The organism is Quyinboa ferrireducens (assembly GCF_042436675.1).
In the GTDB taxonomy this organism is placed as follows: Bacteria; Bacteroidota; Bacteroidia; order Bacteroidales; family UBA5342; genus JBHJHP01.
The window spans coordinates 40941-65499 of the sequence record NZ_JBHMVA010000012.1; the positions used below are offsets into that span (position 1 = coordinate 40941).

24 protein-coding genes are annotated in these 24559 nt (G+C 36.9%); 7 read left to right on the forward strand and 17 right to left on the reverse strand.

What is annotated here, in order from left to right:
• The first annotated feature begins 184 nt into the window (after positions 1-184).
• Entirely contained in the window at positions 185-1075 is an 891-nt protein-coding gene (locus tag ACE01N_RS15450; protein ID WP_380590880.1) for an EamA family transporter, read from the forward strand.
• A 1-nt stretch (position 1076) separates the two neighbouring features.
• Here ACE01N_RS15450 and speA read toward each other — a convergent pair whose 3' ends face one another.
• From speA to ACE01N_RS15520, 14 genes are all read right to left on the reverse strand, one after another.
• Complete coding sequence (speA, locus tag ACE01N_RS15455) at positions 1077-2972, reverse strand: biosynthetic arginine decarboxylase (RefSeq protein WP_380590883.1); 1896 nt, start codon at positions 2970-2972, stop codon at positions 1077-1079.
• A gap of 158 nt (positions 2973-3130) precedes the next feature.
• A complete protein-coding gene (locus ACE01N_RS15460; protein WP_380590886.1) occupies positions 3131-3655 on the reverse strand; it encodes an FKBP-type peptidyl-prolyl cis-trans isomerase in 525 nt (174 codons plus the stop codon).
• Between the two features lie 97 nt (positions 3656-3752).
• Positions 3753-4280: an FKBP-type peptidyl-prolyl cis-trans isomerase gene (locus ACE01N_RS15465; RefSeq protein WP_380590889.1), complete on the reverse strand. Its 528-nt coding sequence runs from the start codon at positions 4278-4280 to the stop codon at positions 3753-3755.
• A 33-nt stretch (positions 4281-4313) separates the two neighbouring features.
• Positions 4314-5750 carry a T9SS type A sorting domain-containing protein gene (locus ACE01N_RS15470; protein ID WP_380590892.1) on the reverse strand — a complete coding sequence of 479 codons (1437 nt, stop codon included), beginning with the start codon at positions 5748-5750 and terminating at the stop codon, positions 4314-4316.
• Positions 5751-5761: 11 nt separating this feature from the next.
• A complete protein-coding gene (locus ACE01N_RS15475) occupies positions 5762-6670 on the reverse strand; it encodes a hypothetical protein (RefSeq protein ID WP_380590894.1) in 909 nt (302 codons plus the stop codon).
• A 94-nt stretch (positions 6671-6764) separates the two neighbouring features.
• A complete protein-coding gene (locus ACE01N_RS15480; RefSeq protein WP_380590897.1) occupies positions 6765-7232 on the reverse strand; it encodes a hypothetical protein in 468 nt (155 codons plus the stop codon).
• 110 nt (positions 7233-7342) lie between these two features.
• Positions 7343-9838, reverse strand: a complete 2496-nt coding sequence (locus tag ACE01N_RS15485) for a TonB-dependent receptor plug domain-containing protein (protein ID WP_380590900.1) — start codon at positions 9836-9838, stop codon at positions 7343-7345.
• Positions 9828-10715 (reverse strand): FecR family protein, encoded by an 888-nt coding sequence (locus ACE01N_RS15490; protein WP_380590903.1) that lies wholly within the window; start codon positions 10713-10715, stop codon positions 9828-9830. Before ACE01N_RS15490 ends, ACE01N_RS15485 begins: the two co-directional genes overlap by 11 nt.
• Positions 10705-11199 (reverse strand): sigma-70 family RNA polymerase sigma factor, encoded by a 495-nt coding sequence (locus tag ACE01N_RS15495; RefSeq protein WP_380590906.1) that lies wholly within the window; start codon positions 11197-11199, stop codon positions 10705-10707. The genes ACE01N_RS15490 and ACE01N_RS15495 overlap by 11 nt, the downstream gene beginning before the upstream one ends.
• Positions 11200-11353: 154 nt before the next feature.
• Positions 11354-12385 carry a DHH family phosphoesterase gene (locus ACE01N_RS15500; protein ID WP_380590908.1) on the reverse strand — a complete coding sequence of 344 codons (1032 nt, stop codon included), beginning with the start codon at positions 12383-12385 and terminating at the stop codon, positions 11354-11356.
• Between the two features lie 43 nt (positions 12386-12428).
• The gene (locus ACE01N_RS15505) at positions 12429-13181 is read right to left on the reverse strand and encodes a YebC/PmpR family DNA-binding transcriptional regulator (RefSeq protein ID WP_380590911.1); all 753 of its coding nucleotides are present in this window, start codon (positions 13179-13181) and stop codon (positions 12429-12431) included.
• 154 nt (positions 13182-13335) lie between these two features.
• A complete protein-coding gene (locus ACE01N_RS15510; RefSeq protein ID WP_380590914.1) occupies positions 13336-14229 on the reverse strand; it encodes a hypothetical protein in 894 nt (297 codons plus the stop codon).
• A gap of 124 nt (positions 14230-14353) precedes the next feature.
• On the reverse strand, positions 14354-15010 hold the full coding sequence (locus tag ACE01N_RS15515; RefSeq protein ID WP_375726947.1) for a peroxiredoxin: 657 nt from the start codon (positions 15008-15010) through the stop codon (positions 14354-14356).
• A 47-nt stretch (positions 15011-15057) separates the two neighbouring features.
• Entirely contained in the window at positions 15058-15525 is a 468-nt protein-coding gene (locus tag ACE01N_RS15520; RefSeq protein ID WP_380590917.1) for a superoxide dismutase [Ni], read from the reverse strand.
• Between the two features lie 135 nt (positions 15526-15660).
• Here ACE01N_RS15520 and ACE01N_RS15525 point away from each other — a divergent pair, with 135 nt between their 5' ends.
• The 3 genes from ACE01N_RS15525 (at position 15661) to ACE01N_RS15535 (ending at position 17801) form a co-directional block, all read left to right on the forward strand.
• On the forward strand, positions 15661-16233 hold the full coding sequence (locus ACE01N_RS15525; protein ID WP_380590920.1) for a DNA-3-methyladenine glycosylase I: 573 nt from the start codon (positions 15661-15663) through the stop codon (positions 16231-16233).
• Between the two features lie 145 nt (positions 16234-16378).
• A complete protein-coding gene (locus tag ACE01N_RS15530; protein WP_375726950.1) occupies positions 16379-16828 on the forward strand; it encodes an NfeD family protein in 450 nt (149 codons plus the stop codon).
• A gap of 34 nt (positions 16829-16862) precedes the next feature.
• On the forward strand, positions 16863-17801 hold the full coding sequence (locus tag ACE01N_RS15535) for an SPFH domain-containing protein (protein WP_380590924.1): 939 nt from the start codon (positions 16863-16865) through the stop codon (positions 17799-17801).
• Between the two features lie 236 nt (positions 17802-18037).
• Here ACE01N_RS15535 and dnaJ read toward each other — a convergent pair whose 3' ends face one another.
• Together dnaJ and ACE01N_RS15545 are read right to left on the reverse strand one after the other, a co-directional pair.
• Complete coding sequence (gene dnaJ / locus ACE01N_RS15540) at positions 18038-19192, reverse strand: molecular chaperone DnaJ (RefSeq protein WP_380590927.1); 1155 nt, start codon at positions 19190-19192, stop codon at positions 18038-18040.
• 17 nt (positions 19193-19209) lie between these two features.
• Positions 19210-19848, reverse strand: coding sequence for a nucleotide exchange factor GrpE (locus tag ACE01N_RS15545; protein ID WP_380590930.1), 639 nt, complete (start codon positions 19846-19848; stop codon positions 19210-19212).
• A gap of 308 nt (positions 19849-20156) precedes the next feature.
• Here ACE01N_RS15545 and ACE01N_RS15550 point away from each other — a divergent pair, with 308 nt between their 5' ends.
• Complete coding sequence (locus ACE01N_RS15550) at positions 20157-20525, forward strand: group III truncated hemoglobin (RefSeq protein WP_380590933.1); 369 nt, start codon at positions 20157-20159, stop codon at positions 20523-20525.
• Positions 20526-20637: 112 nt separating this feature from the next.
• Entirely contained in the window at positions 20638-21021 is a 384-nt protein-coding gene (locus ACE01N_RS15555; protein WP_380590936.1) for a DUF3276 family protein, read from the forward strand.
• 53 nt (positions 21022-21074) lie between these two features.
• On the opposite strand, the gene ACE01N_RS15560 is transcribed toward ACE01N_RS15555, so the two are convergent.
• Entirely contained in the window at positions 21075-21815 is a 741-nt protein-coding gene (locus ACE01N_RS15560; protein WP_380590939.1) for a hypothetical protein, read from the reverse strand.
• Positions 21816-22063: 248 nt separating this feature from the next.
• On the opposite strand from ACE01N_RS15560, the gene feoB reads away from it, so the two are divergent.
• Entirely contained in the window at positions 22064-24520 is a 2457-nt protein-coding gene (gene feoB, locus ACE01N_RS15565; protein ID WP_380590942.1) for a ferrous iron transport protein B, read from the forward strand.
• Positions 24521-24559 lie beyond the last annotated feature (39 nt).

Consider the following 24559-nt stretch of genomic DNA (forward strand, 5'->3'; position numbering starts at 1 on the left):
AAATTAGTAATTTATAATTATTCCTCATAGACAATTTTCTACATATGTATTTATTTTAATGTCAAACATTTAATAATCCTACCAGTTCATAACAATGATACAGATAAAAAAATGTATCAATTTTAATGTTCAGAAATCCCAAAATTGCTAATGCTATTTTATCTTTGCCTCAAATTTCAAGGAGATGTGGTTAGTATTGGCGCTGATTTCAGCAGTTCTGTTAGGGGTTTATGATGTATTTAAAAAGTATTCGGTAAACGAAAATGCTGTTTTTCCTGTCTTACTGTTCTCCTGCACAACCTCAGCTCTTCTTTTTGTTCCTGTTTTTATACTTTCTGCCACTCAACCTGCATTTATGAAATCTACCGGATTATTTCTTCCCACTTTAAATAAACACGAGCACCTTCTGGTAATCCTCAAATCCATCATTGTGGTTTCTTCCTGGACATTCGCATTTTTTGCACTAAAAAACCTGCCATTAACCATCGTCTCTCCTATCAGAGCAACATCACCTGTATGGACACTGATAGGTGCCTTGTTAATATTTTCGGAGAAGCTAACTCCTATCCAGTGGACTGGACTCGGTATAACTATTACGTTTTTTTACTTGTTTTCAACTGCGGGTAAAACGGAAGGAATTTCGTTCAGAACCAACAAATGGATCTGGTTTATCGTACTCGCCACCCTGCTTGGTTCAGCCAGCGCATTATACGACAAACATCTGATGCAAAATTATAACAGAATTGCAATCCAGGCATGGTTTTCTGTATATCAGGTGGTATTACTGTTGCCGACAACTCTTTTATTTTGGTATCCTAAACGTAAAACTGTACCCTTTAAGTGGCGTTGGACCATTCCAATGATTGGTCTCTTTTTGGTGATTTCGGACTTTACATATTTTTATGCACTTAGCGATACCGATTCATTAATATCAGTAATTTCAGCCATACGCCGAAGTGGTGTGGTAGTAGCATTTACGTTTGGCGCGCTTATTTTTAAAGAAAAAAATATCCGCCGGAAAAGTATTTATCTGGCGGGTATATTAATAGGTGTAATGCTTTTAATGCTGAGTTAAATTATTCCAGGTATGTGTATCCGTAAAGCCCTGACCTGTAGTTAGAAAGAAACTCCTTCCCTTCTTCCATTGTTATCTTACCGGCTTTTATGGAACTTCCCACCCAGGTTTCAACAGTTCTCACGAGCTTTTTGGCGTTGTATTGTACATAATCCAATACTTCTGCAACAGTTTCCCCGTCAATAACCTGATCAATATAATATCCCTTTTCATCCACAGAAACATGTACAGCATTGGTGTCACCAAACAAATTATGCAAATCACCTAAAATTTCCTGGTAGGCTCCAACCAAAAATACACCAATATAGTACGATTCATTACTTCTTAAACGGTGAACCGGTAAATAGTAGGAAATATTTTTAGTGGCAATAAAATTGTCAATTTTACCGTCTGAATCGCATGTAATATCCTGAATAGTAGCTACACGTGTTGGCTTTTCATGCAACCGGTGTATCGGCAGAATTGGAAAAATCTGATCTATCGCCCAGGAATCAGGCAAGGACTGAAATAAAGAGAAATTGCAGAAGTATTTATCCGCCAGCATTTTGGGCAACTGCCGCAATTCATAGGGAGTATGCTTTAATTCAACGGCCAGTTCATATACATCGCGTGCAATGCTCCAGAATAAGCGTTCAATCTGTGCGCGGGTTTTCAGGTCTATTAATCTCAGACTGAACCTATCCAGAGATTCCTCTCTGATCTGCTGAGCATCGTGCCATGTTTCCAGTATCTTTGTCTGATTTAAAGTATCCCAAAGGTTGTATAACTCTACAACCAATTCATGTGCATCATCGTCTAACTTATCCTTTTCTTCATCCCATGATGGCAATGTAGCAGTTTCAAGTACTTCAAAAATCAGCACCGAATGATGAGCGGTTAATGAACGCCCCGATTCAGTAATAATATTAGGATGCGGAAGATCATTTTTATCACTGGCATCCACAAATGTGCTTACCGAATCATTTACATACTCCTGAATGGTGTAATTTATGCTGCTTTCGCTGTTGGATGATTTTGTACCATCGTAATCCACTCCCAGACCACCACCAATATCCACAAATTCAATATTGAAGCCAAGTTTACATAGTTCCACATAAAACTGTGACGCCTCTCTCAGGGCAGTTTTGATCCGTCGTATTTTTGTTATCTGGCTTCCGATGTGGAAATGAATAAAACGGAATGATTCCTTCAGATTGTTTTTTATCAGATAATCAGTCGCTTCCAGTAATTCACTCGATGTCAAGCCAAACTTACTTACATCACCGCCAGAATCTTCCCATTTTCCACTGCCAGTGCTGGCCAGTTTTATACGAATACCAATATTCGGCTGAATCTTTAGTCGTTTAGAGATTTTTGCAACCAGCTTAAGTTCATTCAGTTTTTCAATGACAATAAAGATGCTTTTCCCCATTTTTTGTGCCAGTAATGCCAACTCAATGTAATCTTCATCTTTATAACCATTACAAATTATAAGCGACTCGGGGTCTGTATTAATTGCAAGAACCGCATGTAATTCCGGTTTGGAACCAGCTTCAAGGCCAATATTATATTTTTTACCGTGGCTTACTATTTCCTCTACCACGGGACGCATCTGATTGACCTTAATTGGATAGATCAAATGGTTTTGTGCTTTATATTCGTATTCAGCGGCAGCCCTCTGAAAACATTCAGAAATTGTTACAATCTGGTTATCAAGAATGTCAGGAAAACGGACCAGAATTGGCGTTGTAACATCACGAAGGGATAATTCATCAATTAACTCCTTCAGATCAACCTGTGCCATTCCCTTCTTAGGATTTACATATACATTACCTTCTTCGTTAATTGAAAAGAGATCAACTCCCCAGCCATTAATATTATACAGCTCAGCAGAGTCTTCAATGCGCCATTTTCTCATGCTTTATTAATATTCTGTTTAACCTAAAAAACAAGGTTACGAAATTAAAAAATACAAATTGAAAATTTATGAAAATTTTAAGAAAATTCAAAAATAAAATACATATTTAATAATCTGAATATCAGATACTAAAGGGAATTAATCAGAATTGCTCCGATTTATTCAGGTATAGAAGGGACCTCACTAATATTAATTAAATTTACTTCAACCCTGAAATTCATATATCTGGGAAGATTATCAACAATATATTGATTGAATGCGAGGTAATAAGGAATAATCATTGTTGCTTTTCCACCCTCTCTCATATGAGTCAGGCCTTCATGCAAGCCCACCATTCCATAAGGAATAGAATAGTTACTGCTTGATAATTCGTTACTACCATAAAGTGTAAACTCAAATTTATTCGCAGAAAGCTCATTATCCTGAATATACATACTGTCGAGCGTATAAACACGGTATTCTATAATAACTTTATCACCAGATTCCGGCATTTTGCCGTCGCCTTCCTCTCGTGGAATTAAATAAAGTCCTGATTCCAGCTTAAATGAATCCGGTATGCCGGCGGCCTTAATATATTCATCGAATTGCATCTCTGAATCTGCCTTTTCTGCCGAATAATCAGTTCCACATGAAATTAAAGTAACAACGAGTAATACAAGTGAGAGTTTTAAGAATAGTTTCATTTGTTCTAAATTAGATTATTGAGTTTTTCAATAATTTCCGCAAATATAATAATTGATCACCAAGATATAACGATTAAAAGTGCAATATGTAACACCATTAACGTTTTTCAACTTTTTCTATTGTAATTTCTACCCGTAAAGGCTGAAAAGGGGCAACTTTTCCCGGAATTCCTTTAACTCCGTAAGCCAGAGTAAAGGGTAACATTAATGTTGCCTTTTGATTTTCCCGCATTTTAAGCACACAGTTTTGTATTCCTATAGGTATGTCCTGGCTTTTTCCAGCCACATATCTTACTTTATAAGTATCAATTGGGATGTTCAAAATTGTTTTCAGAACATAGTTCATACTCACCAAATCGTCTGTCATTATTTGTGCTCCATTTTCAGAACCGGATATTGAATAATAATATCCATTGTCAGACTTTACCCAGTCAAAAACCGATGTATCAGCAATTGCTGCAAACAGAGAGTCCTGTTGCTCCGACATTTTTTTGTTCCATTCCAACATATACTGTTCTCTGGAAGTTTCAATTTGTTGCAACTCTCTGGAAGACTGCCGGGGTTTGTTTTTACATCCTGAAAATATCAAAAGCAATACCACGAAATAAATCAGTGACCTTTTCATGAATTTCTGTTAAGCGGGTAAAGGTAGTAAAGATTAGTTTTTCACCAATTTTGAAATGAATGTTTTCGCATTCTCCATTCGCACTACAACAACATAAGAGCCGGTTGAAAGATAAGCTATATTATAAAAGTATTGTTCCTGATAATTCCAGCTTTCAAGCTTTTTACCAGACATATCATACAATTCAATTCCAATAATTTTTTGTCCCTCAATTGGGATCACGGTAAAGCTTGTTGCTGTAGGATTAGGGTAACACTGAACTCTGGGATTAACAATACCATCCAATTTATCAGAAACTGAAAAATCAGAATACTGAAATATCCCCTTCTGATCATCTTTCCATGTTCCCGAATTTACATCCCAATAATAAATTTGAGTTGTGGTTATCTGGCTGTTAAAATACAAATCTATTATACTTTGATCCGAATATGGAAGCACCAGCATATCTTTGACAATAGCTGTATTATAAGAATAAAGTTCCCTGCTGTTTTCTATCCATGCATTTTTGGATGTCTGACGGTCGTAGTCCACAAATTCAGTCAGATTACCTGCACCGTCATAGGTATAGGTTTCTTTATCGTAATAATCCCATCTTTTGGACATGTTGTTCCAGTCATATTCCGCATAATATATAAGGTGGTTCCAGGCATCAAACTCATGAATTTCTTTTGACAGATCATTCCACACTCCATTATCCCAATACCATGATAAGAATCCCAATGTCAACATATCAGCAGTGTATTCCGAATAATCCTTGTAATAGTTGTCCCAGGAGTTAGTACCTTCATTCCAGGTATAATAAAAATATTCTTCGGACACCGGATTAGTAAAATATGTATATACTTCTTTGTCATAATTCACCCAGTCGCCAAAAATAAAATCCCACACCCTACTAACATAACCAGTAATTCTGTTTTCCGCGTCGTAAGTCATGGTTTCAATCAGATAGTCTGACCAGTCTTTTTGTAAAATACTCCACTGCTGGTAGCGCCCTTCTATCAGATTTCCATTTGAATCATACGTCAGCAATTCACGTTCTGATTCATTCCATGGCAGCACATTTGCAGAACGTTCATAAATAATTACTTCTGATTTCAATCCGTTGGTATAGGTATAAACCTTTTTTAGCGTATCCACCCAAATTCCGTTAGAACCCAAATAAGAATTTACGGTTTCCGAAAGCAAGGTATCATTATAAACATTGAACGTTTTTTCAGTTTCTTTCCAGTTTCCATTAACCGGATCCCAGACAGAACTAATAATGGTTTTAACTTTACCATTATCATAATAGGTATATTCTTCCGAATCAGAATTAATAAATGAACCGGAGGATAGATTATAATCTTTCCATTCTGTCCTGTCCAACTGAATTATTCCGGCGGTAACAGCTCCCCTAAGAATTTGTGAGTTTAAAGCACTGATGAAAGGGATAACTACAAACCAGATCAATATACGATGCTTGGTTTTCATATCGCCTTACTTTACTTAATTTTAAGAATATAACCTATTGAAAATTGCATATATCCCACACTATCATAATAATATAAAGGATCCAGTGTTCGTGGAAAATTGTGAATATAAGCAATTTCAAAATCAAAGTCCTTATAAGAGATGCTTACAGGCAGAATTAACTGTGTATTCAGCAAACCAAATTTCTCGTTGTAACCGTATACCGGCTCAAAAAACATTTGATTTTGTTGTTCCGGATTAAGTAGAGTTTCAACAAGTTCTGATCCAAAATATGTTGAAATTTCAGGTTTAAACTGTATCCTGTCCAATCTGCCGAGACTAAGTAGTTTAATACGGGTATATAAATCAATTGAAAACTGATGGCTTATGGTATCACTACCTGTCATCATTGCATAATCAAATCGAAGTCCTGTATTTTTATGTTTCAGTGAAAATCCGAGATTTAGATTATTATAAAAGTTCGGATTATAATCTGTTCCCATATTCAGATAAATGAACCTGTTATAAGATGCTCTGTATCGAAAAAAGTCATGTTTTTTTAGTCCTTTTGTGTATCCCAATGTAAAAACGGCAGTTCTGAATGAAGGATCCATCTGACTGTACCAGGCACCTGATGTTCCAAAATAAAGGCCGTTTGAAATAAAATAATAAAGCTGAGCACTGGTATTGTGAATCGATCCCTCTGTTAATGGATCGATAATTTCCCGCCCTGCATAAAATGAACGGGAATTGTACATTGAACCAAAGTAGAGGAAATGGAAGTTGGTATTTCCATCAAATAATTCGTAAAGATCAATGTCATCTTCAAAGAGCAATTCATCCAAAGCAGCATTGATAAGTGAATCATTTTTGGTTACTTCCTGCGCTTTAATGAACTGGATAGAAATTATAAGTAATAATATGATAAATAGTCTTTTCATGATGCTCACGTGGTGGATATTAAACATTAAAGGAAACTCACAGCCCTGAAGCGGGCTGTGAGGAGTTCATCAACAATTAACTAATGAACAATCACTATTCACTTCCACCTTGTGAACTGTTTCCCTTTCTAAGCATACGTTTTTTCATGGCAGCTTTCTGGTCTCCGTTTAATGTTTCCCTGAATGCTTCACGCTGTGCTTTCATTGCTGCCCGGTTGTTGGCAAGCAATTCTTTTTGTTCTTCTGTTAAGGTTGCCTGCAAAGCTTCCCGCTTTTCTTCACGTGTCATTTCCTGATTTTCAAGAATTTCGCACTGTGCTTCTGTTAAGGTTGCTTTAAATGCTTCCTTATTTTGAACAGCAAGTTGTTTACGTTCCTGCAACATTGTTTTCTGTTCCTCAGAAAGATTTTCACGCAGTCTTTCCCTTATCTGTGCCGGTTCTTCAACTGTAGTTGTTGGCTCCTCGGTTACCGGTTCTTCCCCTTCTGTCTGAGCAGATACAGCAAATACAGCTAAGAACATAAATGCAAAAATTGAGATTCTTTTTACTAAAGTTTTCATGACTATTAATTTTAGTTTCTAATTTGTTTTCACTTATATACCGACTCCCCCTCTTTTTACCCTACCTAAAAACAATAATATTTTTATATGTTTTATATAAGTATTGATTATCAATAAGATATATCTAAAAAAAACATTAGAAAAAATGGTTGATGAGCATTACTGACAATTAAATTCGGCTCAGAATCCCGGGATAAATTTGTCTGAGATAAATATGGATAATTCTTTCGGTTGGTAACATTTAGGGCATTTATTCCAAACCTTAGCTTAGACTTTAATACTTCCATCCGGTAATAAACTGAAGCATCTAATCTGGAATATGGCATTTCCTTATCAATATTCTGGAGCAGTTCTTTATTAAATCCCGATCCATACACATAATTCAGACTAAAATACAAAGGCTTAAAATTAAGTATCGACGCTGCCTTATATTCATGTTTCAGGCTGTTTCTTGCCGGCACATATTCACCTTCGGGCATGTCGCTGAAATGTTCCCTGGTATCGTTGAATGAATATGAAAACCAAACCGTATGTTTTCCGAAATCCTTTTTTACAAAAAAATCAAGCCCCTGTGATTTGCTTAATCCTGTAGATTCTTCTGAATACATCTGATAAATCTTAAACCTTTCCAGTCCTTCTGTTCGCCGAACATATCCTTCTGCATTCAATAAAAAGCCATTCCCTGACCAGGAAAGCCCTCCTCCCAGCACATCGGATTGTAAAAACGGAGCATCACTGTCTCCCGGGACTTTCCAGAAATAGTGGTAATTATCATCTGAATCAATCAATGAAATAACAGAGATAAACTGATTATATACCCCCCATGTAAGATTCAGCTTCAGATCATTCCATAATTTCACAGAACTTCTTAACCGGGGCTGAAAAAGCATTTTATTCAGTTTTAAAGCATAATCCAATCTGAGCCCTATATCCATTTTAAGCCTGTCGCTGGCCTGAATATTATTCCTCGCATATAGTGATACTTTATCCAAAATGTTTGTCTGATTAAAGTATGGATAATCTCCCCTGGTATAACTCAAAGTTGTTTCATAATGATTCAATTCCAAGCCCGCTTCTACAAACTGTTGTGTTGTCAGAGAGAACCTGTTATCAATGGTGAACCCAAATTCATCGATCCGGTTTTTGTCATCGTCCTTTACAGCCGTATTTAAAACAAAATCCTCAGGATTCAGGGGAAGTTCCTTCTGCCCATGACTGTTATAACCTGAATAAGTCATTTTAAAGTTACTGTTGATACCATTTCCCCACAGTTTTCCGTAAAATGCGGCCAAACCGGTTTGCCGCATGGTTTGGTCATGATTATATATTAACCAGTCCGGTTCACCCTGATGATAGTCAAATCTAAAAAGATCAGTAGCCCTGCTGTTGAAACCAGACACAAAAAACTGATCCCCATTATTCAGAAATGAAGAGAACTTTACATTTAAGTCCTGAAATGTGTTTTCTGGAAGTACATAAACATCAGAAAAATCATCTGCATAAAAATCACCGAATTTCCGGCTCATATCCATGTTAAAATCAGGAAACAACGACCGACGATGGCCAACAACGAGTGAACTTCGTTTCAGCATCGGAATGCTCACCATTGCATTCAGCGATAGGTTATCAGCATATAATTCAATGTCCGGTTTATTATAATTTCCATCTATTCCGTTAATCTCAATAATGCCTCCAACCCTGTTCCCCTGATTGGAACCATAACCTCCTTTGTAAATATTGATATCTTTAATAAGCAAAGGATTTACGCTGTTAAAATAGTCACTGTAACTATTCAGGTTATATATAGTCATACCATCGAACTTTGTCTGGTTTTGACCGTGTGCACTTCCCCAGATAGACAAGCTTTGATTGTGATCAACACTGCCTTTAATCCCGGGTTGAAGCCGGAGTATATTGTAAACAGAATTATTAAGTCCGCCGGGAATAAAACCTGCAATTTTTTGGTTCAGCCTCACCTCACCAACCTCATTTCCGGCCTGTGCCGCATAATCAACAGGTTTACCTTCCACCATAATTTCGCCTAATTCCATATTAGAGGGAATCAATCCACACACAACCTGACTACGTGGTGGAATAATGGTATCGTAAACATAATACCCCAAATGTGTAGCTTTAACATGCAACAGGTCTCCCGAATATGCGATGTAGGAAAATCTGCCCCTGAAATCTGTCACGCGTAATTCATTATTAATCAAAACTGTACTATAAGGCAAAATTTCCCCGCTGAATTTATCTGCCACCAGACCATTAATTAAAATTGCTCTTTCATCTGCATCAAATAAATTTTCCGGCTTATCAACAACAATGTAAATATTGTCTCTCTTTTCGAGCATCCAGGGCGTTCCATACAAAATACCTTCCAGTAAGTCATCCAGCGAGACAAATTCTTTTTTCAGGGTAATTGTGTGTTGCGAAAGTTTGGCATCATTGAAGGAAAATTTTATATGAAAAGAATCCCTTAAACCAATAAAAACCTGGTTTAAGGGCATATTAACATAATCAACTGCTATTTTTTCCTGTGCATTCAGATTAGTCAGCCAACTGAATAAAAGGAGTATAAAGAGTGCTTTTAGTTTAATTTTCATAAGCTATTTCATATTCACCTTTTCCTTTTTCCACTGTTTTAAGACCAAAAGGTTTGAATACGAAATATAATACATTTTCTGCAGATAACGAGCGATCAAAGCTTCCTGTATAGGTAAGTGTATCTGTTCTTACTGCTTGGCTTAACGTAATATGTATATTATACTGGAGTTCAATGTCTGAAATAACTTTTGAAAGTTGTTCACCGGTATAGATAAATTCATTGTTGATCCAGGATACTGCATCCTTAACCGGCACATTATTATGAACCACTAATCCATTGTTACGAATAAGTTCAGCTTCCTGGTTGGGTTTAATAATCACATCGGAAATATAATCCGATACTTTTACTGATCCGGTAAGACAGGCAACAGTATAGGCGTTATCTCTGGTATAAATATTAAAACTTGTACCCAGAACAGTAGTTTCACCCATTTCGGATTTAACGGTAAACGAATTTCCTTTTGTGACCTCAAAATAAGCTTCTCCTTCCATATTTACCTCCCTGTTAAACTTCCACCAGTATGGATGATATGAGAGTTTTGTATCGGCATTCAGATCAACTTTTGAATCATCAGGAAGTATTATTTCCGCATGTTCACCATAACCAACATATATTGTATTGGTATAAAACCGCATAAACATTGGCAAACCAATCAGAATGGCGACTGCCGCCGCAACAGCATATTTAAAGATTGACCGTGCATAAACCGGGTTCAGTGTTCTGACTTTCGAATCCTTTTCCTCAGTCACCCTGAAAAGTTCTGCCCAGACATCCTCTTTGGATCTGGTATAAGGTGGTTTTAAACCGGAAAACGGTTCCAGCTCCGGATGTTTACTTCCGTTATTCATTTCTTTATGTGTAGAATTATCCTGCATGTGTCAATAAATTTTCTTTTAAATAATCAAGTGCGATTTTCATGCGTTTCTCAACGGCTTTTACGCTTAGATCAAGCCTTTCGGCTATTTCATGATATTTCAGCCCTTCATTGCGGCTCATCAAAAAAACAGTTCGTTGCTTTTCAGATAAATTTGCCAGGGCAGTTTCATATTTCTGCTGTAATTCCCGGTAAGCCATATCATTTTCCGGTGTATTCTCATCATAATCAATCGTGATGGAATTCCTGAATTTGATTTGCAGGGAGTCGTGTCTGTAACGACTTATAAACAGGTCGCTTGCGATCTTATACAACAGCCCCACAATTTTACCCGGAATATATTCCAGCTGTTTTTCCCAAACTCTTAAGAACGTATCCTGTGCAATATCTGTAGCCAGTTCTGCATCTCCACTCCGGTAATAGATGTAATTCCTTACCGCATCAAAGTATTTATCAAAAATTAATTTAAACTCTTCTCTGCTCAAAACCAGCTTCTTTTATAACACATCTGAAAGGCTGAAATCACTATTAATCCCTTCTGTTTCCTGCGCTTTCACCTATATACCGAAACACATACAGTTTACCCTACCTAAAAATAAAAAATTTTCAGGACAAATAGTTGAAATACGTGGAAGCGGATTATAATTCTGTTGAATCTATAAGTTTTTTGATGTCGGGGAACAGAGATTTAAAGTATTTCACAGTGTCTTCGACAGAAAGGTCACTACTGCCACCTGCAGCATTTAAGTGTCCTCCCCCCGAGAAATACGTCGAAGCGATTTTATTAGCAGGAAAGTTGCCTTTTGATCTGAATGATAATTTGGTTTTATCATCGCGAACCGAGATAAAAACGGAGAGATCAATACCTTTAATGGAAAGTGGCATATTTACAACACCCTCACTATCACCCTTTTTAAAATTATATTTATGCATTTCGCTCCAGTTCAGCGAAACAATCGCCGTTCTTATTTCAGGAAAAACTTCCATCTTTTGGTTTATCAGGTAACCCACCAACCGCATTCTGTCCTCTGAATACTGGTTATAAATTTTATCGATGATCAGATCCTTATCTGCACCATGTTCAAGCAATCCGGCAATATTGATAAAAAAGTTGTCGTTGGAACAGTTGTAACTAAATGCTCCTGTATCAGTTATCATACCAGCCATAAGTACTGTTGCAATGTCAGAGGTTATCCTGTCCTTAAATCCAAGCTGACAAATAATTTCATATGACAGTTCACAGGAAGATGATGCGCTCACACGGGAAAACATGAGAGCTTCGTTTGGTGTAATCTTCGGATCGGGATGATGGTCAATCATGATTTTCTGACCGGAATGTTTCACCACTGCTTCGCTCAGATTTCCACTCCGTTTAAAATCGTTATGATCCAGCAACAATAACACATCTGCATCCGAAATAAGCCTGTCCGCTTGCTCCTGATGTTTTTTCCCAACCAGAACCTGATCCATTCCAGGCAAAAAAGATAAAAAATCAGGTGCAGAATCCGGTACAATGACCGTCTTTTCAATTCCAAGATCATCCAGCAATAAACCGAAGGCCAGTGAAGCACCTATAGCATCCCCATCAGGATTAAGATGCGGTATAATAACCCATTTTTCACCTTCCCTGAATAGACCTTTTAATAAACCAACCTGATTCTTATCGAACATAAAAGTGAAATTATATGAAAAAACCGGGAAAACCCGGTTTTGTTTATTCTTCGTTTAACGCCTTTTCAAGTTCATCCGTCATCTCAAGATTATGGAAAACGTTTTGAACATCATCGTTATCTTCAAAATCCTCGATCATTCTCAACACCTTTTTGGCATCATCCAATGACAACTCTTTAGTATTATTAGGTATTCGCTGCAATTCAGCCTTTTCAGGAGTGATGCCCAGTTCTTCCAGTTTTTTGTTCAACTGACCGAAATCTTCAAGTGCACAGGTAATTATCAGTGTATCTCCTTCATTCTCTATATCTTCTGCTCCGGCATCAATAACCTCCAGCTCCAGATCATCCATGTCTATGGATTCGGGCTTCGGAAATTCAAATACACCTTTACGATCAAAGATAAAGCTGAGTGATCCGTTTGTACCGAGGCTTCCTCCCTTCTTTGTAAAAATAGCCCTGATGGCTCCAACGGTCCGGTTGTTATTATCGGATAAGCACTCCACAAAAATTGCCACGCCACCCGGTCCGTATCCTTCAAAATTCATTTCAACCAGTGAGTCTCCATCTTTAGAAGCTTTGTTAATGGCCCTTTCAATAACATCCTTCGGCATATTCTGAGCTTTAGCATTCTGGACTGCTAACCTCAAACGCGGATTCATTTCAGGATCTGCACCACCACCTTCACGTGCTGCAATGGTTATTTCTTTTGATATTCTCGAAAATATTTTGGAACGTTTCGCATCTAATGCGCCTTTCTTCCTCTTAATTGTTGACCATTTACTATGACCTGACATATATTATTTTTTTTAGCTCCGCAAAAATAAAAAATCGATTCAATTTTCAAAAATACGTATAATATAAAGTCAAACATAGTTTATTTTACTGAGAAAGTACTTAATATGTATAATTTGAAATTTTCGTTTTTTTTTAAAATGTGTAATTAAATAACTATCGATAGAACTTTTTATGTGCTTTGTTACATATTTTCTCGGCTTTCTCCTTATCGCTCATTACGCGTTTCAGTTCATTTTTGCAATCATTAAACAGTTGTTCATCTCTTTCATTCAAAGCCATTTCCATATTGATCCGGATAATCTCAAGTGTTTTTTCATACATGATTTCATCCATACTCATGTTTTTTTCCTTGCAGCAAATAATTGCTGCCATCAATCTATTATCTGCGTCTGAAATAAACCTATAACCTCCACCATAAATACTCTCTTCATTATTTAAAATGGCTTTAATTATTTCAATATCCAGATAATCATTCATTCCGATCAAAGAAAGCAGGTCATAGAGAGCAACGCTGTCCTTTTGTCCTATTTCATTTTCCTGTTCAATAAGTTCCGTTAAAAAGACCTTGTCTTTTTTACGGGATTCATAATCACGTTTTTTAGCATTTACCTGAGATGCAATTGAAATCCTTTGATTGGCCGCCTGCCCCATTTTAACAAGTTCATTTAAACTCTTTATTCCATAATCCTTTAAAATGACGTGCCCCTGATCGTCTAAAAAATAATATCCGGGTAAAACATTCGTCTTTTCCATTAATGCAGCAATATAGGTATCATTGGCATAAACCGAATCTTTGTATACTATTTTATTGATGAAATGATTATTATAGAAATTTACCAGAATGGAATCAGAAAAGTTTCCTGTTTCAGGATCAAGTGAAGCCATATCATCTACATTAGTAATGCAAATGAATATTTTTTGTGATGAATCCGTTGACGCGATAATATCAGGAACTGAATTAAAATTAACTTCTAAAATCTGACAATAGGCGTCCAATGTTAAAAAAATAGCTACTAACAGAGAAAACGAGGGCAAACGTCTCATCATAAATACAGGGTGTTTTGGGGTCTTACATTACATGTGCCAAGATACCCAAAAAACATGTAACTACCAACGACAAAAAAAGCAGCCAGAAAACTGACTGCTTTTAAGTATGTAATGGTAAAATAATTTACAATGATTTTTTCGCAAGGTAGAAATCCACTTTTTCAAGAGAATCATCTTTAATCCTTGCATCCATTTCATCCAGTGTTTTTGGTGGCGGAACAATTACCTTTTCACCCGGAGTCCAGTTTAACGGAAGGGCGACACCAAATTTATCTGTTGTCTGAAGGGCTTTCAGTACACGGATAATTTCGTCCATGTTACGGCCTACATTCAACGGATAATACATGATCAAACGAATTTTTTTCTTCGGGTCAATAAAAAATACGGCGCGTACGGCAGCTGTCTGACTTTCGTTTGGCTGCAACATACCATAAAGTTTGGATACTTTCATATCCAGGTCTGCAATTATCGGAAAATCGAAATATACACCGGTATTTTTGCGGACATTATCAACCCATGCCAGGTGAGCATGAATACTATCAATACTCAAACCTATAAGTTCTGTATTTAATTCATCAAACTCGGCTTTACGCGTGGCAAAACCGCTCATTTCAGTTGTACAAACCGGGGTAAAATCGGCCGGGTGTGAAAACATCACAATCCATTTGCCTTTCGCATAATCACTGAGTTTTATCTGACCTTTAGTAGTTACTGCAGTAAAATCAGGCGCATCATCGCCGATTCTAGGCATCATTGTTGAATTTAAAAATTGTTCTTCCATAATTTTAAAATTTAATTTGAGAGTTTATTAATATTTATGAGTATAGTTTATTCATCAAAGTATGCGTGCTCAAACGTATGCCAGGTATCATTCAATTGCTTAATATAAGCAAGATCTGTGGTTTGCTTGGCTTTCATGGCATAAACCAGCATTTTATGAAGCAAGACCAATTGATTTGTATATTTCTGATATGCTTCACTTTCAGAAGGGTCTTTAATTTTAATACGCTGATGCAAAAAATATTGTTCAACAATATCCTGCAGCTTATTTGCATGATCATCCTTGTTATTGACCCACCGAACAATCTGATTATAATTTATGACGTCTTCTTTTGACAGACGATCAATTTCACGCATCGATTTTTCTATCGTTGTTATGTGTTCATAAACCTCTTTAAATCGCAAAGAGTCTCCATAAATACCACAGGGTATTTCACAATGTGCATAAGTCTTTTGTGTAAGTGCTAAACCTGTTAGAATAATTAACGAGGTAAAAAAGAGTTTTAGTTTCATCATATTTTTGATTAATAAGTTCGCTTTTAAAACAATTTAGACTCATTCTTGTTTATGCCATTTAAGATTTATTAATACTATTTGATCCAATATAAATTCCGTAGTTTTGCTTCGTAAAATTTTAAAGTTTGATCCAAAATGAAAAACCGCTGTACATGGCCCGGAAATGATGAATTATATATTACATATCACGATAATGAATGGGGTGTACCCATATATGACGATCACAAGATATTTGAATTCCTGATACTGGAAACGTTTCAGGCAGGTCTAAGCTGGATCACCATACTCAGAAAACGCGATAACTTTAGAAAAGCATTCGATAATTTTGATTTTTATAAAATTGCCGGGTACGATGAAACTAAATTAGATGAACTGATTAACAATGCCGGAATAATCCGAAATAAACTTAAAATAAAAGCGGCCGTAACCAACGCACAGGCTTACTTGAAAGTGATTGAAGAGTTCGGCTCATTCAGTACTTATATCTGGGGATTTACAGGTGGGAAGCCAATTATAAACCAATTTAAAACGTTATCCGAAATACCTGCAAAAACTGAGCTCTCTGACCAAATAAGTAAAGATTTAAAAAAGCGTGGGTTTAAATTTGTAGGTTCCACCGTTGTTTATGCGCACATGCAGGCCACGGGAATGGTGAATGACCATGTTACTGATTGTTACCGCCATAAAGAGTGCCAGCAGATTAATTAATCACCTCTTTCATTCGGAATTTATTTTTTGAGTTTACATTTTGTAAGGAAACACCGCATAAGAGACAAAATATTTCCTTTTCAAAAACCAAAATGTTAAAAAAAGAATTATCTTTAATCCTGAATCTTTTAACCCTTTAACTAAAATGGATTTACAAACACTATTGCAACCACACATTATCTGGTTTCTGATTGGGATTGTTTTATTGCTTCTGGAACTGGCGATTCCGGGAATCTTTGTCATTTTTTTCGGCGCCGGAGCAATAATTACGGCAATTGCCAGCTATGTTTTTGATATTGATATCAATGTTCAGATACTGGTCTTTGTCATCTCCTCTGTCGTTCTTCTGCTTGCATTAAGACGTTGGCTTAAACGCAAATTCTTTGATAAAGCGGGAGATAAAGATGTTACACTCGAAGACGAATTTATTGGGAAAAAAGCAATTGCTGAAACCAGCTTTAAAAAAGGGCAGAAAGGAAAAGTTATTTTTAAAGGAACATCCTGGTCCGCAGTCTGCGACAGTGATGTAAAAAAAGATGACAACCTTACCATCGTAGACAAGGACAGTATTACCTTAATTGTAAAAAACAATTAAACAGCATAAGTATTAACCTTAAACTCAATTTATCATGTTTTTAGTTCAAATTTCCGGATCAACAATCATACTGATTGCTCTGGTCGTTCTTGCCATTATTATTTTCTTTTCCACCATTAAAATTGTTCCGCAACGTTCAGCTTTTATTATTGAAAGGCTGGGTAAATTCAGGATAACCCTACAGGCAGGTTTTAACGTCCTTATTCCTTTTATAGATAAAGTTGCCTATAAACATACGTTAAAAGAACAAGCCATTGATGTGGCATCACAGATTTGTATTACCAAGGATAACATTGCTGTAGAAGTTGACGGGATTCTCTATCTGCAGGTTATCGATCCTTCAAAAGCCTCGTATGGTATAGACGACTACAGATTTGCTTCAATTCAGATTGCACAAACCACCATGCGTAGTATCATTGGTAAAATGGAACTGGATAAAACATTTGAAGAACGCGATCTGATTAACACTAATATTGTTGAAGCCGTTGATAAAGCATCTGATCCATGGGGTGTAAAAGTAACACGCTATGAACTCAAAAATATTGTTCCGCCTCAGAGTATTAAAGATGCCATGGAAAAACAAATGCGTGCAGAACGTGAAAAACGCGCATTAATAGCTGAGTCCGAAGGTCAGAAGCAGGCCAAGATTAACGTGGCAGAAGGTGATAAACAGGAGCTTATCAAACGTTCTGAAGGTGAAAAACAGAAACGTATTAACGAAGCTGAAGGCCGTGCTGCAGAAATTGAAAAAGTGGCAGTTGCAACAGCAATGGGACTTCGTCAGATAGCAGACGCCATTGGATCAGAAAATGGTATTGATGCGGTAAACCTGAGGATTGCAGAACAGTATCTGGGAGAATTTGGGAAACTGGCTAAGGAAAGTAATACTATTATTCTTCCTAATAACCTGACTGATGTTTCAGGAATTGTTGCTACGGCAACATCGGTGCTTGAAAAAGTAACTAAAAAATAAAACTGGAGTTACAACAATAAGAGGCTGTCCCAAAAGTGATAACAGAATTTTCTTTCCTTACGGATTGTAAGTAGTTTTTACAAAATTACCCCTAAATCCCCTGAAGGGGACTTAAAGCCTCCCACTTTAGGGGAGGTTTGGAAGGGTAAAATAAAGATTGCTTACAATTTATAAGTTCAAAATATTTTTGTTTGTCTTTTGGGACAGCCTCTTATTTCATATTTTAAATGCACAAATTACTCAAAGAAGTTCCGTACCTTCTTAAAAAAGTTCTTTGCCACATTCTCCTCTGGTTTGAAGGCTTCAGACTCTGCCAGCTTTTCAACTATTTTCCTGTCTTCTTTCGACAAATTTTCAGGAATATACACATTTATGTTTACAAGAAGATCTCCTCTGCCGTAACTGTTAACATCCGGCAGACCTTTACCTCTGAGTCTTAAAACTTTGCCAGGCTGTGTTCCCGGATCAATTTTTATCTTAACCTTACTGTCCACCGTAGGTATTTCAATGGGAACTCCCAAAGCAGCTTCAGGAAAACTCAGTAAAAGATTGTAAACAAGGTCGTGTCCATCCCTGATTAATTCCGGATGTTCCTCTTCTTCAATATACACCAGAAGGTCACCATTTATGCCTCCTCTTCTTGCTGCGTTTCCTCTTCCACTTACAGATAACTGCATGCCTTCTGCTACTCCTGCCGGGATTTTTACAGAAATTACTTCTTCATCCCTAACAATACCTTCACCATTACAATGTACACATTTATGTGTGATCATTTTCCCTTCACCATTACAGGTAGGACATACAGTCTGGGTCTGCATCTGGCCAAGTAAGGTGTTTTGTACACGGGTCACATAGCCTGTTCCGTGACAGGTTGTACAGGTTGAATGTGCATGACCGCCTTCGGCTCCGCTACCTTCACAGTATGTACAAGCCACATATTTTTTGACTTTTAGTTTCTTTTCTACACCATTTGCAATATCCTCAAGATTAAGTTTAACCTTAACCCGTAGATTTTGTCCTTTATTCACCCTGTGGGCTGAACGGCCTCTGGATGAACCGAATCCTCCAAATCCTCCACCAAAATGCCCTCCGAATATATCTCCAAACGCAGAGAAAATATCTTCGATATCACTGAATCCACCAAATCCACCACCATTGGAAGCACCACCTACTCCGGCATGTCCAAACTGGTCATAACGGCTCCGTTTCTGCGGATCCCTCAGTACCTCATAAGCTTCAGCTGCTTCCTTAAATTTCTCCTCAGCTTCTTTATCTCCAGGATTTTTGTCGGGATGGAACTGAATAGCTTTCTTACGATACGCTTTCTTTATCTCATCTTCCGATGCACCTTTCGATACACCTAATACTTCGTAATAATCTCTTTTTGACATACCTTAAATTTTTAACCTCACTCTCCTATCACAACTTTTGAATAACGGATAACCTTGTCATTCAACATGTACCCCTTCTGTATACAATCCACTACTTTGCCTTTGAGTTCTTCGTTCGGAGCAGGGATCTTTGTAACCGCTTCATGCAAATCTGTATCAAACTCTTTTTCATTAGTTTCAATAGGTTTAACACCATTCTGATTTAAGAAACTTACAAATTTTGAGTAGATCAGTTCAAACCCCTGACGCACACTTTCAATGTCTGATGCATCATGTAACATCTGCTGTGCTCGTTCAAAATCGTCTATAACAGGAAGAATATTTACCAGAATACTTTCACCGGCTGACTTTGTCAATTCCATTTTCTCGCGCAATGTACGTTTTCTGTAATTATCGAATTCAGCCTGCAAACGAAGATGTTTATCATTCAGTTCTTCATATGCTTTCTTAACAAGTGTCAGATCATCAGCTTTATCCTCACATTCTGCCTTTAACTCTTCCTTTTCAGCATCAACATCATTAACAACCTCAGGATCAACTTCTTCAACTTCAATTTTCACACCTTCATTTTTACCATTATCCTTAGTGTTTTTAGATGTCTCATCCTGAACAGACTTTTTCTGCTCTTTTTCGTTGGTTTTCTGTTTCTTGGACATATTTTATTTTGATTTTTTCATTTTATCCGGCTAGGATGCAATTATCCTGCCATTACGTTTTTTAAGTCAAAATGACATTTTATACATTTCAGGCTGCAAAAAAAATCGAAAAAATGACAATTCACAACAATAAAACACGAATATTTGGCATAAGCATTTTAATAAAGATCGAGATCGATTATTTTTGCCATCAATTAGTATGGATTAAAAAGTCAGTGTCTGTACACGTAAAATGTTTACAACACATTGCAGGTTTGGTTTAAATATTGGACCGGTTCCTGATATTTAAAATTGTATATCGTTTAATTATGAAAAAAGATATTGAAACGTTTGATGACATAAAAATTCTGGTAGATACTTTTTATAATAACGCCAGAAAAGATGCACAGATAGGCCCTGTATTTGAGAAATACCTTGCCGGACACTGGGATGAACATCTTGAGAAGCTTTACAGGTTCTGGCAGACCATTCTACTTAGGGAAATGGCGTATTACGGAAAGCCTATTCCGGTTCATTTTAAAATGTTACTTGATGATAAACACTTTGGAATATGGCTTGAAATATGGAACAGCACTGTAACGTCGCTTTATGAAGGTCCGCTGGCTGACCGTGCAAAACTTCGGGGAAGAACCATGTCGGAAGCATTTCTTAAAAAAATTAAAAAAAGTTCGGTTTAGTTATTTAGAAATGGTATATAATTGCCACTAAATCAAAAAAAAAGCTGTTAAGATTTGAATTGTTAAATCTTTTTCACAATTTTGAATTCATAAATTATCAAATAAGTGTATTATGGAAGGATCAGAAAAGAGAGACAGAGATGAAGTGTTTTCTAAGATCGTAAGGGCCGGTAAACGTACATATTTTTTTGATGTGAAAAAAACCCGCAAAAACGATGATTTTTACCTCACAATCACCGAAAGCAAAAAACGATTTGTTAATGACGGTGAGTTCCGCTACGAAAAACATAAAATTTTCCTGTATAAGGAGGATTTTGACAAATTCAGAGAAGCATTTTTAGAGTCTACTGAATTTGTTGGTGAAGCTGTCGAAGGAAAGATTGAAATCGATTCCGATGGCTATTCCAACGATTCTGAACTGAACACCGAAGAAGAAGTTGAATTAACGGTTAGTTCAGGATTAACGGATGTTGATTTTGACGATTTAGGAAAATAAAATAAAACCCCGGAATTCCGGGGTTTTATTTTATTTTGTACTTTATAATTGAATTACCTGATATCTATCTCATCTATATCTTCCACATCATCACCATTATCAATAAATTCAAAGATTTCGTTTTCATTCATTTCCTTTACATTGGTGATAATAAATTTATCACTGATGAATTTACCGAACTGGTTGCAGGCATTAAATATCTTTACAACAATATCCTTGATCAGTACATCTATGGGAATCAGTGCAACAAAACTGATATAGGTCGATTTGTTTTCTCTTAATTCAAACTCACATCCTTCAAGATTAAGAACGAATTCAAATTCCTTACGAACAAAATCACGTTCAAAATCTGAAAAACCTTTATCCTTATCGTGCGGAAACAATACAATAAAATAGCGCAGCATCTGCCCTTTTCCACCTAAACCGGTAGATATGAAGATTTGTTTCTCATCAGACAGTGAACTTTCCAACCCCATCCTGGCCTCGATCAAAGCCAGATAACTCCAGTTTTTAAGTCCATCATCTTTTATTTTATAAAAAAAGTCTTCAATAATACGATAGGCTTTAACATCCTGCATCGATGCCAGCCAAATAAGTATTTTTTTACGTTGTTCATCCGGCACATCGTCATTCCAAAGACTTTCAGCCATGTCGAGCACATTATCCGGCATAAATTTCTTCAGGTGCTTCGACTTGTTGAAATATACCATCTGCTCTTCAAGGTCTATCTTCTTTTCCAGAATGTGAAAGTTACCCTTAAAATTTGCTATAATATCTTCTATCTTTTTTTCCATTACCTGTCACACAAAAATACACAAATAAAATGGCTATTTATCCTTTTTTATATAATTAACACCTATAAATGCACAATTATATTGGGGTTTTCGAAAAAAAAACGAAATTTGCACTTGTTTTGATTTAAACTAAATAAGACATTAAAAATCAACTTTTTGCGCCTGATTACAATCCAAAAACACTAGCAAATATGTTATTTTTAATTGTGATATAAAATTATATAATTTCGATTCGAAATAAGTTTGATATGAATCTATCCGAATTGCGGAATAATGAAGAGGCTGTTATTGTAAAGGTCAGAGGGCATGGGGCATTCCGCAGGCGAATTATTGAGATGGGATTCATCAGGGGAAAGGTGGTAAAAGTAATAAAGAACGCACCACTAAAGGACCCCATTGAATACCAGATTATGGACTACCAGGTTTCGCTTAGAAGAAGCGAAGCCGCCAATATAGAAGTTGTATCTGTAAGCGAAGGAAAAAATCTGCTTCAAAACGGATATGAAGGAGTTTATGAAGAAACGCAACTCCGTAATCTTGCCTTAGAAAAACGGAAACACATTAACATAGCATTTGTCGGAAATCCAAATTCTGGAAAGACAACGCTCTATAATAAGATAACCGGATCATACGAACACGTAGGAAATTTTAGCGGTGTTACGGTTGATGCCAAGCTCGGTGTTAGAAAATACAAGGGTTACGAGTTTAATCTTGTTGACCTGCCCGGTACATACAGCATGACCACTTATTCTCCCGAAGAAAGGTATGTACGGAAACATATCCTGGAACAAAAACCGGATATTGTTATTAACGTTATCGACGCCTCAAACCTGGAACGTAATCTTTACCTTACCACGCAACTTATCGATATGGATATTCGGGTGATCGGAGTACTGAATATGTTCGATGAAATGGGTTCAAAAGGTATTGATTTTAACTATAAGGCACTCGGCGAAATGGTTGGAATTCCCTTTGTTCCAACAGTAGCATCAAAAGGCAGAGGGATCACTGAACTCATGGATGAGGTTATTGATGTGTACGAGGAAGTGGATCCGGTTGTACGCCATGTGCATATAAATTATGGCGATAATGCCGAATCTGCCATCCGAAAAATCAGAAGGGAGTTATCACAGAATAAGGAAATCACCAATAGATTGTCCCCGCGTTTCCTGGCTCTCAAACTTCTGGAACGGGACGGTGATGCAGAATCATTTATTAAACAGTTCCCGGAATATGTGGCCATAAAAAATGTCACAAAAAAAGAGATCAGGCAGCTTGAAAGCATCTATAACAATGATAGTGAAACGATTCTAACTGAAGCTAAATATGCGTTTATTGCAGGTGCTATAAGAGAAACTGTCAAGGTTGATCCTGAAATGGAAACGCTCAATACCTCCAGAGTTATTGATACAATCCTTACACATAAATTATTCGGGTTCCCTATATTTTTTCTGTTTTTGTATATCATGTTCAAAGCGACTTTTTCACTGGGACAATACCCGATGAACTGGCTTGATAGCGGCGTTGTCTGGTTACAGGGTACACTGGATCATCTTTTGAGTGATGGGCCGCTGCATGATTTGATAATAAACGGTATTCTTGGAGGTGTAGGTGCGGTACTGGTATTCCTGCCCAATATTCTTATTCTGTATTTCTTTATTTCGTTTATGGAAGACAGCGGATATATGGCGCGGGCGGCTTTTATTATGGACAGGTTAATGCATAAGATCGGCTTGCATGGAAAGTCCTTTATCCCGCTTATCATGGGTTTTGGGTGCAATGTACCGGCCATTATGGCAACCCGTACAATTGAAGACAATAAAAACCGGTTGCTGACAATTTTACTGATTCCCCTTATGTCGTGCAGTGCGCGGTTACCCGTATATATTTTAATTATTGGCAGTTTTTTTCCTGAACATGCCAGTCTTTTACTACTAAGCATTTACGTACTTGGTATTTTGCTGGCCATAATATTTGCAAGGGTATTTAAGAAAACCATCATTAAAAAAAGCTCTGCACCCTTTGTAATGGAACTTCCGCCTTATCGTTTACCGTCCATTAGAACCACGGGAATTCACATGTGGAAGCGCGGAGAACAATATGTGAAGAAAATAGCAGGAGTTGTTCTGCTGGCCTCTATCGCCATCTGGATGCTGGGATACTTTCCGCATAATCATGAGATGATTAATAAATATGAAACTCAAATCGCAAAAATTTCGCAAAGTACGCTTCCACAATCCATACAACAGGATTCCATTATGGCATTACATCTTAAAATAAACGCAGATTTACAGGCCCATTCCTATCTCGGACAGGTAGGACGGTTTATTGAACCGGCACTCCGACCACTGGGATTCAACTGGAAGGTTGGCGTTAGTTTGTTATGTGGCATTCCGGCTAAGGAAATCATAGTCAGTACAATTTCCGTGCTTTATCAACAGGAAGATATTGAACCGGGAAAATTGTCAGAAAAGCTACGAAATCCTATAACAATTAACGGAGAAACATCACCCGGATTGAACAAAACAAGTGCACTGGCGCTTGTAGTATTTGTACTGATCTATTTCCCCTGTCTGGCTACTTTATCATCAATTAAAGTTGAAACAGGAAGCTGGAAATGGGCTATGTTTACCCTGGGATACACATCAGTACTGGCTTATTTTCTGGCATTTGTTGTTAACAGTGCCGGAAATTTATTATTCTGAACATGCAGGAAGTAATAGTTTCAATAATAGGTTTAATTA

Excerpts from the sequence above, each read along its gene's own strand:
- ACE01N_RS15450 (WP_380590880.1), top strand. The coding sequence starts at position 185 with ATGTGGTTAGTATTGGCGCTGATTTCAGCAGTTCTGTTAGGGGTTTAT.
- speA (WP_380590883.1), bottom strand. The coding sequence starts at position 2,972 with ATGAGAAAATGGCGCATTGAAGACTCTGCTGAGCTGTATAATATTAAT.
- ACE01N_RS15460 (WP_380590886.1), bottom strand. The coding sequence starts at position 3,655 with ATGAAACTATTCTTAAAACTCTCACTTGTATTACTCGTTGTTACTTTA.
- ACE01N_RS15465 (WP_380590889.1), bottom strand. The coding sequence starts at position 4,280 with ATGAAAAGGTCACTGATTTATTTCGTGGTATTGCTTTTGATATTTTCA.
- ACE01N_RS15470 (WP_380590892.1), bottom strand. The coding sequence starts at position 5,750 with ATGAAAACCAAGCATCGTATATTGATCTGGTTTGTAGTTATCCCTTTC.
- ACE01N_RS15475 (WP_380590894.1), bottom strand. The coding sequence starts at position 6,670 with ATGAAAAGACTATTTATCATATTATTACTTATAATTTCTATCCAGTTC.
- ACE01N_RS15480 (WP_380590897.1), bottom strand. The coding sequence starts at position 7,232 with ATGAAAACTTTAGTAAAAAGAATCTCAATTTTTGCATTTATGTTCTTA.
- ACE01N_RS15485 (WP_380590900.1), bottom strand. The coding sequence starts at position 9,838 with ATGAAAATTAAACTAAAAGCACTCTTTATACTCCTTTTATTCAGTTGG.
- ACE01N_RS15490 (WP_380590903.1), bottom strand. The coding sequence starts at position 10,715 with ATGCAGGATAATTCTACACATAAAGAAATGAATAACGGAAGTAAACAT.
- ACE01N_RS15500 (WP_380590908.1), bottom strand. The coding sequence starts at position 12,385 with ATGTTCGATAAGAATCAGGTTGGTTTATTAAAAGGTCTATTCAGGGAA.
- ACE01N_RS15505 (WP_380590911.1), bottom strand. The coding sequence starts at position 13,181 with ATGTCAGGTCATAGTAAATGGTCAACAATTAAGAGGAAGAAAGGCGCA.
- ACE01N_RS15510 (WP_380590914.1), bottom strand. The coding sequence starts at position 14,229 with ATGATGAGACGTTTGCCCTCGTTTTCTCTGTTAGTAGCTATTTTTTTA.
- ACE01N_RS15515 (WP_375726947.1), bottom strand. The coding sequence starts at position 15,010 with ATGGAAGAACAATTTTTAAATTCAACAATGATGCCTAGAATCGGCGAT.
- ACE01N_RS15520 (WP_380590917.1), bottom strand. The coding sequence starts at position 15,525 with ATGATGAAACTAAAACTCTTTTTTACCTCGTTAATTATTCTAACAGGT.
- ACE01N_RS15525 (WP_380590920.1), top strand. The coding sequence starts at position 15,661 with ATGAAAAACCGCTGTACATGGCCCGGAAATGATGAATTATATATTACA.
- ACE01N_RS15530 (WP_375726950.1), top strand. The coding sequence starts at position 16,379 with ATGGATTTACAAACACTATTGCAACCACACATTATCTGGTTTCTGATT.
- ACE01N_RS15535 (WP_380590924.1), top strand. The coding sequence starts at position 16,863 with ATGTTTTTAGTTCAAATTTCCGGATCAACAATCATACTGATTGCTCTG.
- dnaJ (WP_380590927.1), bottom strand. The coding sequence starts at position 19,192 with ATGTCAAAAAGAGATTATTACGAAGTATTAGGTGTATCGAAAGGTGCA.
- ACE01N_RS15545 (WP_380590930.1), bottom strand. The coding sequence starts at position 19,848 with ATGTCCAAGAAACAGAAAACCAACGAAAAAGAGCAGAAAAAGTCTGTT.
- ACE01N_RS15550 (WP_380590933.1), top strand. The coding sequence starts at position 20,157 with ATGAAAAAAGATATTGAAACGTTTGATGACATAAAAATTCTGGTAGAT.
- ACE01N_RS15555 (WP_380590936.1), top strand. The coding sequence starts at position 20,638 with ATGGAAGGATCAGAAAAGAGAGACAGAGATGAAGTGTTTTCTAAGATC.
- ACE01N_RS15560 (WP_380590939.1), bottom strand. The coding sequence starts at position 21,815 with ATGGAAAAAAAGATAGAAGATATTATAGCAAATTTTAAGGGTAACTTT.
- feoB (WP_380590942.1), top strand. The coding sequence starts at position 22,064 with ATGAATCTATCCGAATTGCGGAATAATGAAGAGGCTGTTATTGTAAAG.